Genomic DNA, 13,715 nt, shown 5'->3' with positions numbered 1-13,715 from the left:
CAGAACCTCTGCGAAACCGGCCAGTCGCGGCGGCCAGCATCGAGCCATGAGCATGATCGAGGTACGGGGCCTGACCAAACGCTACGGGCCCGCGACGGTGGTCGACGATCTCACCTTCACTGTCGAGCCGGGCCAGGTGACCGGCTTCCTGGGGCCCAACGGTGCCGGCAAGTCGACCACCATGCGCATGATCGTCGGGCTGGTCGCGCCCGACCGGGGCACGGTCACCGTGGGCGGGCGCCGCTACCGTGACCTGCCGGTGCCGCTGCTCGAAGTGGGCGCGCTGCTCGACGCGGGGGCGGTGCACGGCGGCCGCACGGCCTACCACCACCTGCTGGCCCTCGCGGTGAGCAACGGCCTGCCCCGCACGAGGGTGGGCGAGGTCCTTTCCCGTACGGGGATGGAAAGCGTCGCGGCCAAGCGGGCCGGCAGTTTCTCGCTCGGCATGCGGCAGCGGCTCGGCATCGCGGCCGCCCTGCTCGGCGACCCGCAGGTGCTGATCTTCGACGAGCCGGTCAACGGGCTCGACCCCGAAGGCATCCGCTGGGTGCGCGACCTGATGCGGTCGCTGGCCGCCGAGGGCCGGGCCGTACTCGTCTCCAGCCACCTGATGAGCGAGATGGCGCAGACCGCCGACCACCTGATCGTCGTCGGCCGCGGGCGCCTGATCGCCGACACGACCATCAGCGAACTGACCCGTACGGGTGGGGCCGGCACGGTCCTGGTGCGCGCGGACGACCCCGTCGCGCTGACCCGCAGACTGACCGAGGCGGGCGCGACGGTCCACGAGGGGCTCGAGTCGTCGCTGGTCGTCGCGGACATGGCCGCCGGTGACATCGGGCGGCTGGCCGCCTTCCACGGGATCGTGCTCAGCGAACTGACCCCGCAGCGGGCCTCGCTGGAGGACGCCTTCATGGCCCTCACCCGCGACAGCGTCGAGTTCCAGGGGGTGGCGGCATGAGGACCCTGCACGCGGAATGGGTCAAGCTCCGCAGCCTGCGGTCGACCTGGCTCACGCTGGCCTGCCTGTTCGTCGTCGGGCTGGGCATCTCGGCGCTGGCCGCCAATGCCACCGGCGACACGTGGGCCGAGGCGACAGCGGCGGACCGCCAGGCGTGGGACCCGACCGGGCACAGCCTGACGGCGTACATCGTCGCCCAGCTCATCATCGGCGTGCTCGGCATCCTCGTGGTCACGTCGGAATACGCCACCGGGCTGATGAGCACCACGCTGACCGCCACGCCCCGCCGCACCCGGGTGCTGGCGGCCAAGGTGACGCTGGCCGCGGTGATCGCCGTCGTCGCCGGGGAACTGCTGATGTTCGGCGCCTTCCTGATCGGTCAGGCCCTGATCGCCCGGCAAGGCGTGCCCAGCGCCGCGCTCGGTGACCCCGGTGTGCTCCCCGCCGTCCTCGCGGGCGGCCTCTACCTCGCGGTGATCGGCCTGCTCGCCGTAGGACTGGGCGCCCTGGTGCGCGCCACGGCGGGGGCGCTGGCCACGCTGGTCGGGATCGTCTTCCTGGTGCCCGCACTGGCCGGACTGTTCCCGTCGTGGATGCGCGGCATCTTCGACTACTGGCCCACCCTCGGCGGCGCGGCCGCCCTCACCACGGTGCCGGACCCCGACTTCCCCCACCCGTGGCTCAACCTGGGCGGCATGGGTCTCGCCGTCGCCGGCGTGCTGGCCGCCGCGTTCGTGGCCTTCCACCGCCGCGACGTCGTCTGATGACACCGGTTCTCCGGCACGTGTACGCCGGCGCCGGCGCGGCGGGCGCGGCGCTGCTCGCGATGGGTGGCGTCGCGCTGGCCGGTCTGGTGGTGCTCGACGCCGGGCGGGTGGGCCGGCTCGACCGGCTGTCGGCCGCCGTGGCCGGACTGGCGCTGGGCGCTCCGGTGCAGGTCGGGGCGGCGCCGTCCGGTGGCTTGCCGATCGCCGTGGGTGGACGGATCGAGATGGTCCCGCTCGGTGTCACCGCGGCCGGGGCGCTCGTGCTCGGCCTGCTTCTCGTGCGCGGCGGCCGTGCGGGTTTGCTGGTGCGCGCCGGGGCGGCGTCGGCAGTCTTCGCCGGTGGGGCCGGGGTGATCGGCCGGTTCGCCCGGGGCGCGCTGACGCTGCCGGTCGGGGCCGCCACGGGGGCGGCCGGACTGAACGCCTGCCCGGCGGGGGTGGCCCGCTTCGGATCGCTGGGCTCGCGCGGCGGGGGATCCGCTTCGCCCGGCCTGCCCGGCGGCCGGGCTCTCGACGCCGGATTCAGCGTGAGCGTCGGCTCGGCCGTGGGCGGCGCCGTGGTGCTGGCGCTGGCCGTAGCCGTCCTGTGCTGGCTCGGACTGCGGTTCCCGCCGGCCCGTGCGGGGTTGCGGGTTCTGCGGTGGCCGGCCCTGGGCATCGTCATTGTCAGCGTGGTGGCCGCGGCGGCCCTCGGCGGGCGGACGGCCGCCGGCGGGCTCCTGCTCACGCTGCCGCTCGGCTTGCTCCTGCCGACCACACTGCACGCCGACGGTGTGCTCGCCTGCGCGTTCGACGGCCGCGCGGAGGCGGCCGTCGGCGCGTTCCCGGTCCACGCCACCGGTGTCGCCGGGCTTCTCGCCTGCTGTGTGCTCGTCGCGGGCGCGGCCCGGCGGGTCAGCCCCGGCCGCCCGGTCCGGCGGGTCACCGGGGTCGCGCTGGGGGCCGGACTGGGGCTGGCCGCCCTGGCCCTGCTGTCATCGGTGTCGGCCGGCCTCGGCGTACGGGCGCTGATTTTCGCCGTGCCCCTGCTGGACGTGCGGCTGACCGTGCACCCGGGCCCCGCGCTGCTGACCGGCCTGGTCGTGGGCTCGGCGGGCAGTCTGCTGGCCGACGCTTTCGTAGGCTGGCGGCCATGGAGAGGTCATGACACCGAGCGCTGACGCCGAACGCCTGCTGGTGGTGGACGACGAGGCCACCGTACGGGAACTGCTGTCGGCGACGCTGCGGTTCGCCGGTTTCCGGGTGAGCTCGGCCGGCACCGCCGCCGAGGCGATCAGCGCGGCCACCGCCGAGCCGCCCGACCTGGTGCTGCTCGACGTCATGCTGCCCGACATGGACGGCTTCGAGGTGGTGCGGCGGCTGCGCGAACATCGTACGGGGAAACGCGGCGGCCCGGTCCCGGTGCTCTTCCTGACCGCGCGCGACCGGCAGGCCGACAAGGTGACCGGGCTGTCGCTGGGCGCCGACGACTACGTGACGAAGCCGTTCGACCTGGAGGAGCTGATCGCCCGGATCCGCGCGATCCTCCGCCGTACGGGTGGCTCGCAAGCCGGGCTGCTCAGCGTGGGCGCGCTGACCCTCGACACCGAAGGGCATCAGGTGACGCGCGACGGCCGCCCGGTGAAGATCTCGCCGACCGAGTTCCGGCTGCTGCGCTACCTGATGGAGAACGCGGGCCGGGTCGTGACCAAGGCGCAGATCCTCGACCGGGTCTGGCACTACGACTTCGGCGGGGACGCCAGCATCGTCGACACGTACATCTCCTACCTGCGCCGCAAGGCCGACACCGGTGACGTCCGACTGATCCAGACGGTGCACGGCGTGGGTTACGTGATGCGGGAGCCACGACGATGAGCTTGCGCGTACGTCTCCTGCTCATCACCGCCGCCCTGCTGCTGGCCGGTTTGGGGCTGTTCGGCACGGTCGTCGCCGGCCGGCTGTCGCACTACCAGGTCGACCGGCTCGACACCCAGCTCCGATCGCTCACCCAGCTGCTCTCGCGGGTGCCCGCGGCTCAGCCCGGCCCGGCCGCCGACCCGTCGCTGCTGGACCCCGCGCTCGACCTGATCGGCGCGCCCTACCTCGTCTATCTGGACGCCGACGGCACGGTGCTGCGCAGTGCCTTCTCGTCGCGGCTGGAACCGTCGGTCCTGCCGCCCGCCGCCGACCTGCTGGCCCTGCCCACCGACGGCACCGGTGCCTTCCTGCCGGCCGCCGGCGGCCCGGAACGCTGGCGGGCCGTCGCCGCCCGGACCGCCGGCGGGAACGGCACGGTGGTCGCCGCGTCACCGATGACACAAGCCGACGCCACCGTCGCCCAGCTGCGCCTGACCAGTCTGGCCGGCGGGGCGGTGCTGCTGGTCGTGCTGACCGGGCTGGGCTGGTTCGCCCTGGGCCGGGGGCTGCGGCCGCTGCGCCGGATCGAGCACACGGCGGCGGCCATCGCGGCGGGCGACCTGACCCGGCGCGTGCCGGGCCTGGCACCCCCGGGCACCGAGATCGGCCGCCTGGCCGGCTCGCTCAACACCATGCTCGGCCAGCTCGAACGCGCGTTCGCCGACCGGGCCGCCGCCGAGGCGCGGATGCGGACGTTCGTCTCGGACGTCAGCCACGAACTGCGGACGCCGCTTTTCGTCATCAAGGGCTCGACCGACCTGCACCGCATGGGCGCCCTGGCCGAGCAGTCCGATGTGGATGACGCCATGCGCCGGATCGAGCGCGAGGCGACCCGGCTGACCGCGCTCACCGAGGACCTGCTGCTGCTGGCCCAGCTCGACGACGCGCCCGGCGGCCAGCTCGACCGGGCCCCGATGGACCTGCGCACACTGGCCACCGACGCCCGGCACGACCTGCACGCCCTCGACCCCGCGCGCCCGCTCACACTGACCGGCCCGGGCGGTCTCGGACCACCGGGACCGGCGCCGGTGGACGCGGACGAGGCCCGGCTGCGCCAAGTGGTGACGAACCTGGTCGGCAACGCGATCGCGCACACCCCGCCCGGCACACCCGTGCGCATCGGGGTGGGCACAGTGGACGGGCGCGCGGTGCTGGAGGTGGCCGACAGCGGGCCGGGCATGCCCGCCGACCAGGCCGCGCGAGTGTTCGACCGGTTCTATCGCACGGACCGGTCCCGCACCCGCACGGGTGGGGCCAGCGCGGGGCTGGGGCTGGCCATCGCGCGCTCGCTGGCCCGGGCCCACGGCGGCGACATCGAGCTGTCGACCCGGGCCGGGGCGGGCGCGGTGTTCCGGCTCGTGCTGCCGCCCACATAGCTCGGTTGACGGTATACCTTCGCAGCCGTACTATCGGCGCCGTGCAAGAGCCGACGTTTCTCATCCTGACCGCGCTGGCGGCCCAGCCGTTGCACGGTTACGGCATCGTCCAGTCCGTCGCCGCGTTGTCCGACGGGGAGGTGAAGCTGCGCCCCGGCACGCTCTACGGCGCGCTCGACCGGCTCGACCAGCAGGGCCTGATCGCCGTCGACCACGAGGAGCAGGTCGACGGCCGCCTCCGGCGGTACTACCGGCTCAGCGATCACGGCGCGGCCGTGCTGGCCGTGCAGGCCGAACGGCTGCGCAGCCGGGCCGCCCTGGCCGAACGCCAGCTCGGCCTGCGCCCCGGCGCCGCCGGGGGTGTCGCATGAACCGCTTGCTGGCGGCCTACCCGGCCCGGCTGCGCCGCAAGCACGGCGACGAGCTGATCGCGACGCTGCACGAGATGGCCGGCCCGCACGGCCGTCCCCGTCGTCCGGACCAGGTGCGGCTCGTGCTCGACGGTCTGCGCGAGCGGTTCCGGCCACCGGTGCGGCACCGGCCGCTCGCCCTGCTCACCGCGGTGGTCGCCCTGCTGGTGGGTGGGGCTTTGGGCGCCGCGGCCGGCTCCTGGCTGGGCACCCTGAGCTACGCCGAGCTGCCCACCACCATGCCGGTGGGCGCACAGACGACCCACGTCAACGTGGCCGACCGCTACCTCTGGGCCGAGGCCGCCTTCCCGTCCGGGGCCGACGCGGCCTACGCCGTGCAACAGACCCGCCGGGAACTGGCGTCCGCGGGCTGGCGTCCCGGCCCGATCGGTTCCCGCGAAGGTGTCCTGGCCAACGTGCACTTCGCCGCCGAACAAGGCGGTGTGCGCCTCGACGTCTACGCGTACCCCAGCCTGGGCAGCGTCACGATCGCCGGCTGGCCCACCCGCCCCGCCCCGTACCTGCCGCTGACGATCGCCGGCACCGTGCTCGGACTGCTCGCCGGCTGGCCGGCCGGGGTGGCGCTGGCCCACCGCATCCAGGCCGCCCGCCGCCCGCTGCGCAGCGGGACCCTGACGGCGATGGGGTTCGCGCTGATCCTGCCGTCGGCCGTGGGCTTCGTGGCCTCCCTGTGGACCTACCTGACCGTGTCCGACCCGCTCGGCACGGGCGGGCTGGTGCACGTCCACGGTTTCGCCTTCGGCCCCACGCTCGACTTCATGCGCGCCCTCAACATGGGGGAGGGCTGGTATCTCACGCCGAGTGACTTCCAGCAGCTGCCACTGTTCGGCTTCGCTGTCCTCGCCCTGGCCGCGACCCTGGCCCGGCCCCGCTACGCGTACGAGGCGGTGGCCTAGATCCAGCCGGCCGCACCGCGCGCCCCGGACGGTCGAACGCGGGGCGCGGGCCGGTCCGGATCACCCGTCCCGTCACGCCGGCCTGACCCAGCGGCCACCTCCAGTTCCGCGCCGGCTTGGCCGCGAACGGGGCGGCTTCGCGCAGCCCACCAGGGCGCGTCCTCGCCGGGGTTGACGGCGCAGGCCTCCTCGAAGCCGGCGCCGCACGAACAGGCGGGCGGTGCCGGTGGTGGCCGACGTGGCCGGGCGGTCCGGCCGTAGTGGTTGTCTTCGCTGGTCGATGCGCCGGGCTGCCCGCGCGGATGCACGGGCAGCCATCGACTCTTCCCAGCGGCGGCCCGTCGGGCCCCGGTATCGCCGCGTTGCCCTTACCTGCGGGGTGCGGGCGAACGCCGTCGAGTCTGCCGCAGCGAGGCCTGATCGCCGAGAGGGCCGGGGCGCGTCACGACGACGGGCAGGCGGTGCCGTTGAGGGTGAATGTGGACGGGCGGGGGTTGCTGCCGGTGTGGGTGGCGTTGAAGCCGAACGTGACTGTCGCTCCGGGGGCGAGGTTGCCGTTCCAGGACGTGTTGGTGGCGGTGACCTGCGGGCCGGTTTGGGTCACGGTCGCGGACCAGGCCTGAGTGATCTGCTGGCCCGCGGCGTACGGGAAGGCCAGGGTCCATGCGGTGAGTGCCGTCGGGCCGTTGGTGATGGTGATCGAGCCGGTGAAGCCGCTGCCCCAGTCGTTGGTGGAGTACGCGACCCGGCACCCGGCGGGCTGCGTCGGCGTCGGCGTGGGGGTCGGCGGGGTCGGGGTGGGGGTCGGCGGTGTGGGGGTCGGGGTGGGCGGGGTCGGGCTGGGTGTCGGAGTGGGGCCGGTGCCGTCCGGCTCGGCGCCCCAGACGAGCGTGGTGCCGTCGTACAGCGTCACGCCCTGGTTGGGGCCGGCGGCCGCCTGGTAGGACGGGTCGTTGGCCGGGTTCCACGTGCCGCCCTCGGCCACGCCGATCTTGAGCTGGACCTCCATGCGGTGGGCGGACTGACCGGCCGGGGCGATCGGGTAGCCGGTGCAGTCGACCTCGACGTACCAGATGGCGCCGGAGAACTGCTTCGCGCTCGTCGGGCCGGGGCAGCCCTGCGTGTACGGCGAGCTGACGGTCAGGGCGGCGTCGCCGTCGCGGGTGAAGTAGTAGCGGAACTTGCCGGCGGTCAGCGCGCGGGCCGGGAAGGCCGACTTGTTGTAGACGACCACTTTGACTCCGGTGGCACGGGTCTCGTTCTGCGTGATCGTGGTTTCGACCGACAGTTCGGGGATGTCGGGCTTCTCGGCCTGCGGGAAGCCGGCCAGGGCGGGACCGCCGTACTCGCCGTAGAGCCGGGCCAGCGCCGAGGTGAAACCGGCGTTGTAGTCGGTGGCGACCTCGTTCATCACGTAGTCGCCGCGGCTGTCGGTGTACTTGTCGTCGGGCGCGGACGGGCCGCCGACCAGGGCGCCGTAGAGCACGTGCCGGGTCTGCTCGGGCACCTGCTGGCTGTCCCACCACGAGCCGTGCGCCGTGCGGTGGTGCGGGTTCTTGGGGGAGTTGGCGCCGAACCCGATGACGTAACTCGCGTTGCGCGGGTTGGCGCCGAGGGCGTAGTCGATCTGCCGTACGGCGAAGTCGTGGTATCGCTGTTTGCGCGTGGCGTCGGTGAGCGCATCGCTGTAGACCAGCGCGACGAACGCCGTGTTGGCGGCGTACCGCAGCGCGCCCCACGTGTCGACGACGACCATGCCACCGGGGGAGGTGCGCACCTTGTCACCGTTGACGCCGACCGTGAACCAGTCGAGCCAGCGGTTCGCGTCGTCCACGTACTTCTGCTTGCCGGTCAGGTTGGACAGCAGCACGTAGTTGCCGTACTGCTTGTTGTCCCACGAGATCGTCCACTTGTACATCTTGGTGCTGGTCTGGTTCTCGTTGCCCTGCGCGTCGTAGCCCGCCTCGGCCTTGGCCAGGTAGGCGGCGTCACCGGTGGCACGGTGCAGCCAGATGGCGCCCCACACGAGTTCGTCGGCGTAGCCGCTCCACGACCGGTAGAACGACGTCGCGTCGGTGATGCACGCGTGGTAGCTCTTCCGCACGGTGTCGGCGAAGGTGTACAGCTGCTTCGCGTGCGTCAGGAGCGTTTCCGCGTACGAGGGATCGGTCGTCCGGAAGACCATCGAGCTCGCCGCCATGGCCGCCGCAGTCTCCGCCGCCAGCTCCGTGCCCCCGCAACTGGCATCGATCTTGTACGCGGGCCGGGCCATGGGCATCACCTCGGCCGGGCCCCACCACTTGTGGTCGTCGTCGCCCTTGCCCACCTGCCCGTAGAGCACGTTGGCCGAGGGGTGCGCCTTGATGAAGTAGTCGTTGGGCACCCGCAGGTTGTTGAGCAGGTGGGTCAGCTGACCGGAGTTCGCGTACGCGGCCCGGTTCTCGATCGCACCCCAGGCCAGCATCGTGGTCGTGAACGCCATGGGCAGCCCGAACTTGACGTGGTCGCCCGCGTCGAACCATCCGCCGGTCAGGTCCAGCCCGACGTCCTGACCGTCGCGCAGCGCGGAGTCGCCCCGCCAGGAGACGCGGTTCCAGCTCGGCTTCTTGCCGGCGACCTGGGCCTCGTAGAAGAACAGCGATTTCTGCAGCGCTTCCCCGTAGCTGTAGGTGGGCGCGGCCGCTGCCGTACCGGTCGGCAGGACGAGGGTGACGAGGCCGAGGACGAGGGCAGCCAGGAGGGCGCGGGCTTTCATGGGCAGCTCCTTGGAGATTGACCGTCATCGTTACATGGGAGCGCTCCCAATTCAATGGTGTGAACAGGCTGTTTCCGGCAGGCTCGCACCATGACCGAGCTGCGCCCCGGAGCCGACTTCCACGCCGCTGCCGCGGAGATCCTGGACCGGGAGCGCCGGCGTCTGGCGGACCTGCTGCCCGGCCCGCACGAGCTCCTGCTGGTCGGCGGCAGTTGCCTGCCCGGCACGCTCACCAAGGGCGACGTCGACCTGCACCTGCGCGTGCCCGATAAGGACTTCCCGGCGGTGGTGGCCGCGCTGAGCGAGGTTTATGCCGTCGTTCATCCCGCGATCTGGCAGTCCACCTTGGCGACGTTCTCCGTTGCGGACGCGACGGCTTCGGCGGCAGACCCGTCCGGCGGGCCGGGTGGAGCCGCGGAGCTGCCGACCGGGGTGGCCGTGACGCCGATCGGCTCGCCGCATGATCTTCGCTTCACTCGCAGCTGGCGGCTTCTGTCCGCTGACCCCGCGCTGGTCGACGCCTACAACGCCGTCAAACTCCGCCATCGTGACGACCCCGGGGAGTACGAACGGCAGGAGTCCGCCTTCTTCGACTCGCTGACCGCCTGACCGGTCCGGCCGCTCGACCGCCTGGCGTGATCCGTCTCGGCAGGTCGGGGCGCGGTTTTCACACGCCGGTCACACCGTTGCAATGGGAGCGCTCCCATGTCACGATGCTCATCAATATGTCGGTGCCGGAGAGACCTCGAAGCGCCCGCACTTCCCCCGTGAGACCGAACCGCCTCCCCACGTCATAGCGGCCGGTCTCGCCGAGTGAGATTGAGGAGTCCGTACGTGACAAAAAGGACGATCGCCGCCCTCGTGGCGGCCCTGATCGCCATGTTCATCGCCACCCCGGCCCAAGCCGCCCCGCCCGCAGCCACCACGATCGCCACCGGCTACGGCCACACCTGCACGATCAACGCCGGCAACCTGTACTGCTGGGGCGGCAACTACAGCGGTCAGCTCGGCGACGGCACCATCGTCAGCAAAACCGCCCCCGTACGGGTCGGCACGAACACCTGGACCAGCGTGGACGGCGGCACGAGTTTCACGTGCGGCATCCGTACGGGCGGAACGCTCTGGTGCTGGGGCAGCAACACGCGCGGACAGCTCGGCAACGGCACGACGAGCCGGCAGACCTCGCCGGTGCAGGTCGGCACGTCGGCCGGCTGGGCCAGCGTCAGCGCGGGCGACAGCCACACGTGCGCCGTGCGGACCGAGGGAACGCTCTGGTGCTGGGGCTTCAACCGCTTCGGCCAGCTCGGTGACGGCGCCGCCGTCTACACCGCGTCCTCGCCCCTGCAGGTCGGCACCGCCAGTAACTGGGCCAGCGTCACGGCCGGTTACGCCCACACCTGTGCTTCCCGTACGGACGGCACCCTGTGGTGCTGGGGCGACAGCTCAACCGGGCAGCTCGGCGTCGGCGCCCTCGGCTACCGCACCACGCCGGCCCAGGTCGGCACCGCCACCGACTGGGCCGGTGTGACAGCCGGATACCTGTTCACCTGCGGCGTCCGCACCAGCGGCTCGCTGTGGTGCTGGGGCGAGAACGGCTACGGGCAGCTCGGCGTCAGCGGCACCTACCAGGCCGCGCCGGTGCAGGTCGGCAGCCTGACCACGTGGACCGGGGTCACCGCCGGCTTCGACACGGCGTGCGCCTCGCGCACCGACGGCAGCCTGTGGTGCTGGGGCAACAACGCCTCCGGCCAGCTCGGCGACGGCACCACCACGCACCGCTACGCCCCCGTACGGATCGGCACCGCGACGACCTGGACCGGCAACGCGTCCGCCGGGCATCACATCTGCGGGATCCGTACCGACGCGTCGCTGTGGTGCTGGGGCAACAACGACAACGCACAGGTCGGCGACGGCACCACGACCGCCCGCCCGGCCCCCGTGCGGGTGACCCTGCCCGCGTAGGCCGATATCGCCGGGGCAGCGGCGTTCCACCCGCCCGCTGCTCTGGCTCACGCGCACGGCCTGCCCACGCAGGTCGTGCGCGCGGCCGTCCCCGACGCTCGGCTCAGAGCCCGGTCCGGGTCCATGTCTCGAAAGACGTGAGCGGGATGCCGAGTTCGCGCGCGAACTCGGGCCGGGCCGGCTGCCCCGCCAGATTCATCAATTCCATCGAGAGCCCCGCGTACGCCGGCATTCCCGCCGCCAGTGCCTCCGCCTCCGTCATGTCGGGCGCGGTGAGCGGGGCCCCGAGCGCCCGGCCCAGCGTTTCGGCGATCGCCGTCATCGGCAGGTGATCACTGGCCAGTTCCAGTTCGACTCGATGGAACCTTGCGGGCTCAGCCACCGCCGCCGCCACCGTGACGCCGATGTCGTGCACCGCCACCAGTGACAACCGGGTCGACGGTTTCAGCACGCTCACGATGCCGCCCTCGACCCCGCGCGGCAGCAGATACGAGGCGTCGAGCCGGAAGTTCTCCATGAAGAAGCCCGGCTTGATGATTGTCCACAACGGAAAACCGGCTTCCCGTACGCGGTCCTCGATCCCCTTCTTGTCTTGGTCGCGTAATACGGTTCCAGGGGCTTCCAGCGCCCGGTCTCGTGGCCCGGCGCCGTGGCCAGCCGGTCGGATCCCGACACCGACGTCTGCACGAATTGCGGCACCTGCGCCGCCCTTGCCGCCTCGATGAGGTTGACGGCCTGTCGCAGTTCGCCGTCGAAGTCGTACGCCCCGTCGACGACCTCGGCCATCTGCACCGAGAACACCGCCCGGGCCCCGCCCGCCGCCGCCACCAGCGCACCGCGATCCTTCAGGTCGCCGGTGACAAGTTCCGCGCCCTGGGCCTCGACGGCCTTCGCTCGCGTCGTCGCGGGATCGCGAACCAGCGCCCGTACGGGAATGCCCGCCCGCAACAGGGCCCGAGCGGCCGCCCCGCCCTGCTGCCCCGTCGCGCCCACCACCAGAACCGGCTCAGCCATCTCACCCTCCCTAAGCGGCGGCCCCCGCCGCTTCCGCGATGCTACGATATGGCGGCCCCCGCCACTTCGCAACGGTGGATGGCCACGACGAGTCGGCTCACGGTGACGGGCCGACACCATCGTTGGGAGGTGCGACGTCCGGTGAGCGTGCTGCCGCGGTCCCGAAACGGCGTGGCGGTTGCGGCGCCGATGCCTCGCCCGGTGCTCCAAGCGGCTCCCTCGCCCGGGTCCGGCGCCGCCGGCTCTTCGCCTGGCTTCGACGCCGCGGTCGCTTCGTCCGGCGGCGGTGGAGGCGTTTGTCGGCTGCTGCTCCCGCCGCGGCCTGAGGCGGCGCGGTCACCCGGTCCGGCGCCGCCCGGCGGAGCGGTTGGCGTCATCTCGCCGTGGTGAGGGTGTCCGCTGCTGATGCTCGCCAACCCGGTTACCGGACGGCGCTGCCGACCGCTTCGACGTCGCCGGAGTCCGGCATGGTGGTTGAAGCGACGTCGCACGGGGCGGTGGAGGAGACGTGGCCGGTGTCCGGCGAGGTGGTCGAGGCGGCGTGGCCGGTGTCCGGAATGGTTGAGGAGACGTCGCTGGCGGTCGGCGAGATGGTTGAAGCAGTGTGGCCGATAGTCGGTGGGGTGGTTGAAGCAGTGTGGCCGATCGTCGGCGGGGCGGTGGAGGAGACGTGTCCGGTGTCCGGCGGGGTGGTCGAGGCGGCGTCGCTGGTGTCCGGCGGGGTGGTGGGCGTTGGGTCGGCGGGGTGAGTGCGGGATTCTTCGCGGTGGGGTCGGGATGGGCCGGCCTTTGTCGTCGCGGGGGATGTGGCGTGCTGGGTGATGTGCGCCGTTGTGGTGGGATGACGATGTCTGTGAGGCGCCGGACCGGGGACGTCGGCGCGAGGATGTCGATGGCCGGCCGGCGCGGTGGCGGCGACCGGTGTGAGGGGGTGCGATGACGGGCCAGCGCGCCGACGCGCGTCGCAACTACGCGTTGCTGCTCGCCGTGGCCGAGGAGGCGATCGCGGCCGAAGGGGCCGATGCGTCGCTCGAGCAGATCGCCCGTACAGCCGGGGTGGGGTCGGGCACCGCGCGCCGGCATTTCCCGACCCGTCACGCTTTGCTGGAGGCGGTTTTTCGCCGGCAGATCGACACGCTCGCCGGCCGTGCGCGCGAACTGGCCGCGGAGCCCGATGCCCGCGCGGCCCTGCTCGAGTGGCTGGGCGCGGTGCTGCGTTTCGGCGCCACCACGCGCGGCCTGGCCGAGGCCCTCAACCGTGACCGCACCGCGGCCCCCGGTGAGGTGCACGAGCATTGCGCCGCGGCCCGGCTGACCGAGGCGGGCACCCCGTTGGTCAGCCGGGCGGCGCCTTACCTGGCCGCCGGTGTGACGATCACCGACCTGCTCAACCTGGTCACCGGTATCGCCCTGGCCACCGAGAACCATCCGGACGCGGCCACCGAGGCCGACCGCCTGCTCCGCCTGACGATCGAGGGGGTCAGCCCGCCCGCATGAGCCACACCCCATGAGCCCGCCCGCATGAGCCCGCTCGGGAGCCGTACGGGAACTGTCATTTCACGTGGCGCAGCCGATGAACGGGTCGTCGAAGATGCGCCGCACCGACTGCCGGACGTCCTCGTCGAGGTCGGGGAACGCCTCCGCGGGTCACGCCGGC

The 13,715-nt window shown here is 72.7% G+C and carries 14 protein-coding genes; 11 read left to right on the top strand and 3 right to left on the bottom strand.

Features of this window, described 5'->3' with window-relative positions:
• Window positions 1–52: 52 nt before the first annotated feature.
• From BKA14_RS13595 to BKA14_RS13565, 7 genes are read left to right on the top strand one after another with little or no spacing between them, the layout of a single operon-like run.
• The gene (locus BKA14_RS13595) at window positions 53–961 is read left to right on the top strand and encodes an ABC transporter ATP-binding protein (RefSeq protein ID WP_184956734.1); all 909 of its coding nucleotides are present in this window, start codon (window positions 53–55) and stop codon (window positions 959–961) included.
• The gene (locus BKA14_RS13590; RefSeq protein ID WP_184951287.1) at window positions 958–1,725 is read left to right on the top strand and encodes an ABC transporter permease; all 768 of its coding nucleotides are present in this window, start codon (window positions 958–960) and stop codon (window positions 1,723–1,725) included. The genes BKA14_RS13595 and BKA14_RS13590 overlap by 4 nt, the downstream gene beginning before the upstream one ends.
• Window positions 1,725–2,888, top strand: coding sequence for a hypothetical protein (locus tag BKA14_RS13585; protein WP_184951286.1), 1,164 nt, complete (start codon window positions 1,725–1,727; stop codon window positions 2,886–2,888). The genes BKA14_RS13590 and BKA14_RS13585 overlap by 1 nt, the downstream gene beginning before the upstream one ends.
• Entirely contained in the window at window positions 2,872–3,582 is a 711-nt protein-coding gene (locus BKA14_RS13580) for a response regulator transcription factor (RefSeq protein WP_184951285.1), read from the top strand. Before BKA14_RS13585 ends, BKA14_RS13580 begins: the two co-directional genes overlap by 17 nt.
• A gap of 2 nt (window positions 3,583–3,584) precedes the next feature.
• Window positions 3,585–5,000 (top strand): HAMP domain-containing sensor histidine kinase, encoded by a 1,416-nt coding sequence (locus BKA14_RS13575; RefSeq protein ID WP_221477263.1) that lies wholly within the window; start codon window positions 3,585–3,587, stop codon window positions 4,998–5,000.
• A gap of 41 nt (window positions 5,001–5,041) precedes the next feature.
• Entirely contained in the window at window positions 5,042–5,371 is a 330-nt protein-coding gene (locus tag BKA14_RS13570; RefSeq protein ID WP_184951283.1) for a PadR family transcriptional regulator, read from the top strand.
• Complete coding sequence (locus BKA14_RS13565) at window positions 5,368–6,327, top strand: hypothetical protein (protein ID WP_184951282.1); 960 nt, start codon at window positions 5,368–5,370, stop codon at window positions 6,325–6,327. Before BKA14_RS13570 ends, BKA14_RS13565 begins: the two co-directional genes overlap by 4 nt.
• Before the next feature lie 442 nt (window positions 6,328–6,769).
• Here BKA14_RS13565 and BKA14_RS13560 read toward each other — a convergent pair whose 3' ends face one another.
• Window positions 6,770–9,082: a glycoside hydrolase family 9 protein gene (locus BKA14_RS13560; protein WP_184951281.1), complete on the bottom strand. Its 2,313-nt coding sequence runs from the start codon at window positions 9,080–9,082 to the stop codon at window positions 6,770–6,772.
• 90 nt (window positions 9,083–9,172) lie between these two features.
• Here BKA14_RS13560 and BKA14_RS13555 point away from each other — a divergent pair, with 90 nt between their 5' ends.
• Together BKA14_RS13555 and BKA14_RS13550 are read left to right on the top strand one after the other, a co-directional pair.
• Window positions 9,173–9,691, top strand: a complete 519-nt coding sequence (locus BKA14_RS13555) for a GrpB family protein (protein WP_184951280.1) — start codon at window positions 9,173–9,175, stop codon at window positions 9,689–9,691.
• A 225-nt stretch (window positions 9,692–9,916) separates the two neighbouring features.
• Window positions 9,917–11,044 carry an RCC1 domain-containing protein gene (locus BKA14_RS13550; protein ID WP_438861884.1) on the top strand — a complete coding sequence of 376 codons (1,128 nt, stop codon included), beginning with the start codon at window positions 9,917–9,919 and terminating at the stop codon, window positions 11,042–11,044.
• Between the two features lie 103 nt (window positions 11,045–11,147).
• On the opposite strand, the gene BKA14_RS43875 is transcribed toward BKA14_RS13550, so the two are convergent.
• Entirely contained in the window at window positions 11,148–11,591 is a 444-nt protein-coding gene (locus BKA14_RS43875) for an NmrA family NAD(P)-binding protein (RefSeq protein WP_260416509.1), read from the bottom strand.
• Window positions 11,498–12,058, bottom strand: a complete 561-nt coding sequence (locus BKA14_RS43870; RefSeq protein WP_260416508.1) for an NmrA family NAD(P)-binding protein — start codon at window positions 12,056–12,058, stop codon at window positions 11,498–11,500. Before BKA14_RS43870 ends, BKA14_RS43875 begins: the two co-directional genes overlap by 94 nt.
• 467 nt (window positions 12,059–12,525) lie before the next feature.
• Here BKA14_RS43870 and BKA14_RS13540 point away from each other — a divergent pair, with 467 nt between their 5' ends.
• The gene (locus BKA14_RS13540) at window positions 12,526–12,807 is read left to right on the top strand and encodes a hypothetical protein (RefSeq protein WP_184951279.1); all 282 of its coding nucleotides are present in this window, start codon (window positions 12,526–12,528) and stop codon (window positions 12,805–12,807) included.
• A gap of 187 nt (window positions 12,808–12,994) precedes the next feature.
• Window positions 12,995–13,555, top strand: coding sequence for a TetR/AcrR family transcriptional regulator (locus BKA14_RS13535; RefSeq protein ID WP_184951278.1), 561 nt, complete (start codon window positions 12,995–12,997; stop codon window positions 13,553–13,555).
• Window positions 13,556–13,715 lie beyond the last annotated feature (160 nt).

The organism is Paractinoplanes abujensis, assembly GCF_014204895.1.
In the GTDB taxonomy this organism is placed as follows: domain Bacteria; phylum Actinomycetota; class Actinomycetes; order Mycobacteriales; family Micromonosporaceae; genus Actinoplanes; species Actinoplanes abujensis.
Note: the sequence above shows the minus strand (reverse complement) of the source record. Positions and strands in the feature narration are given on the sequence as shown.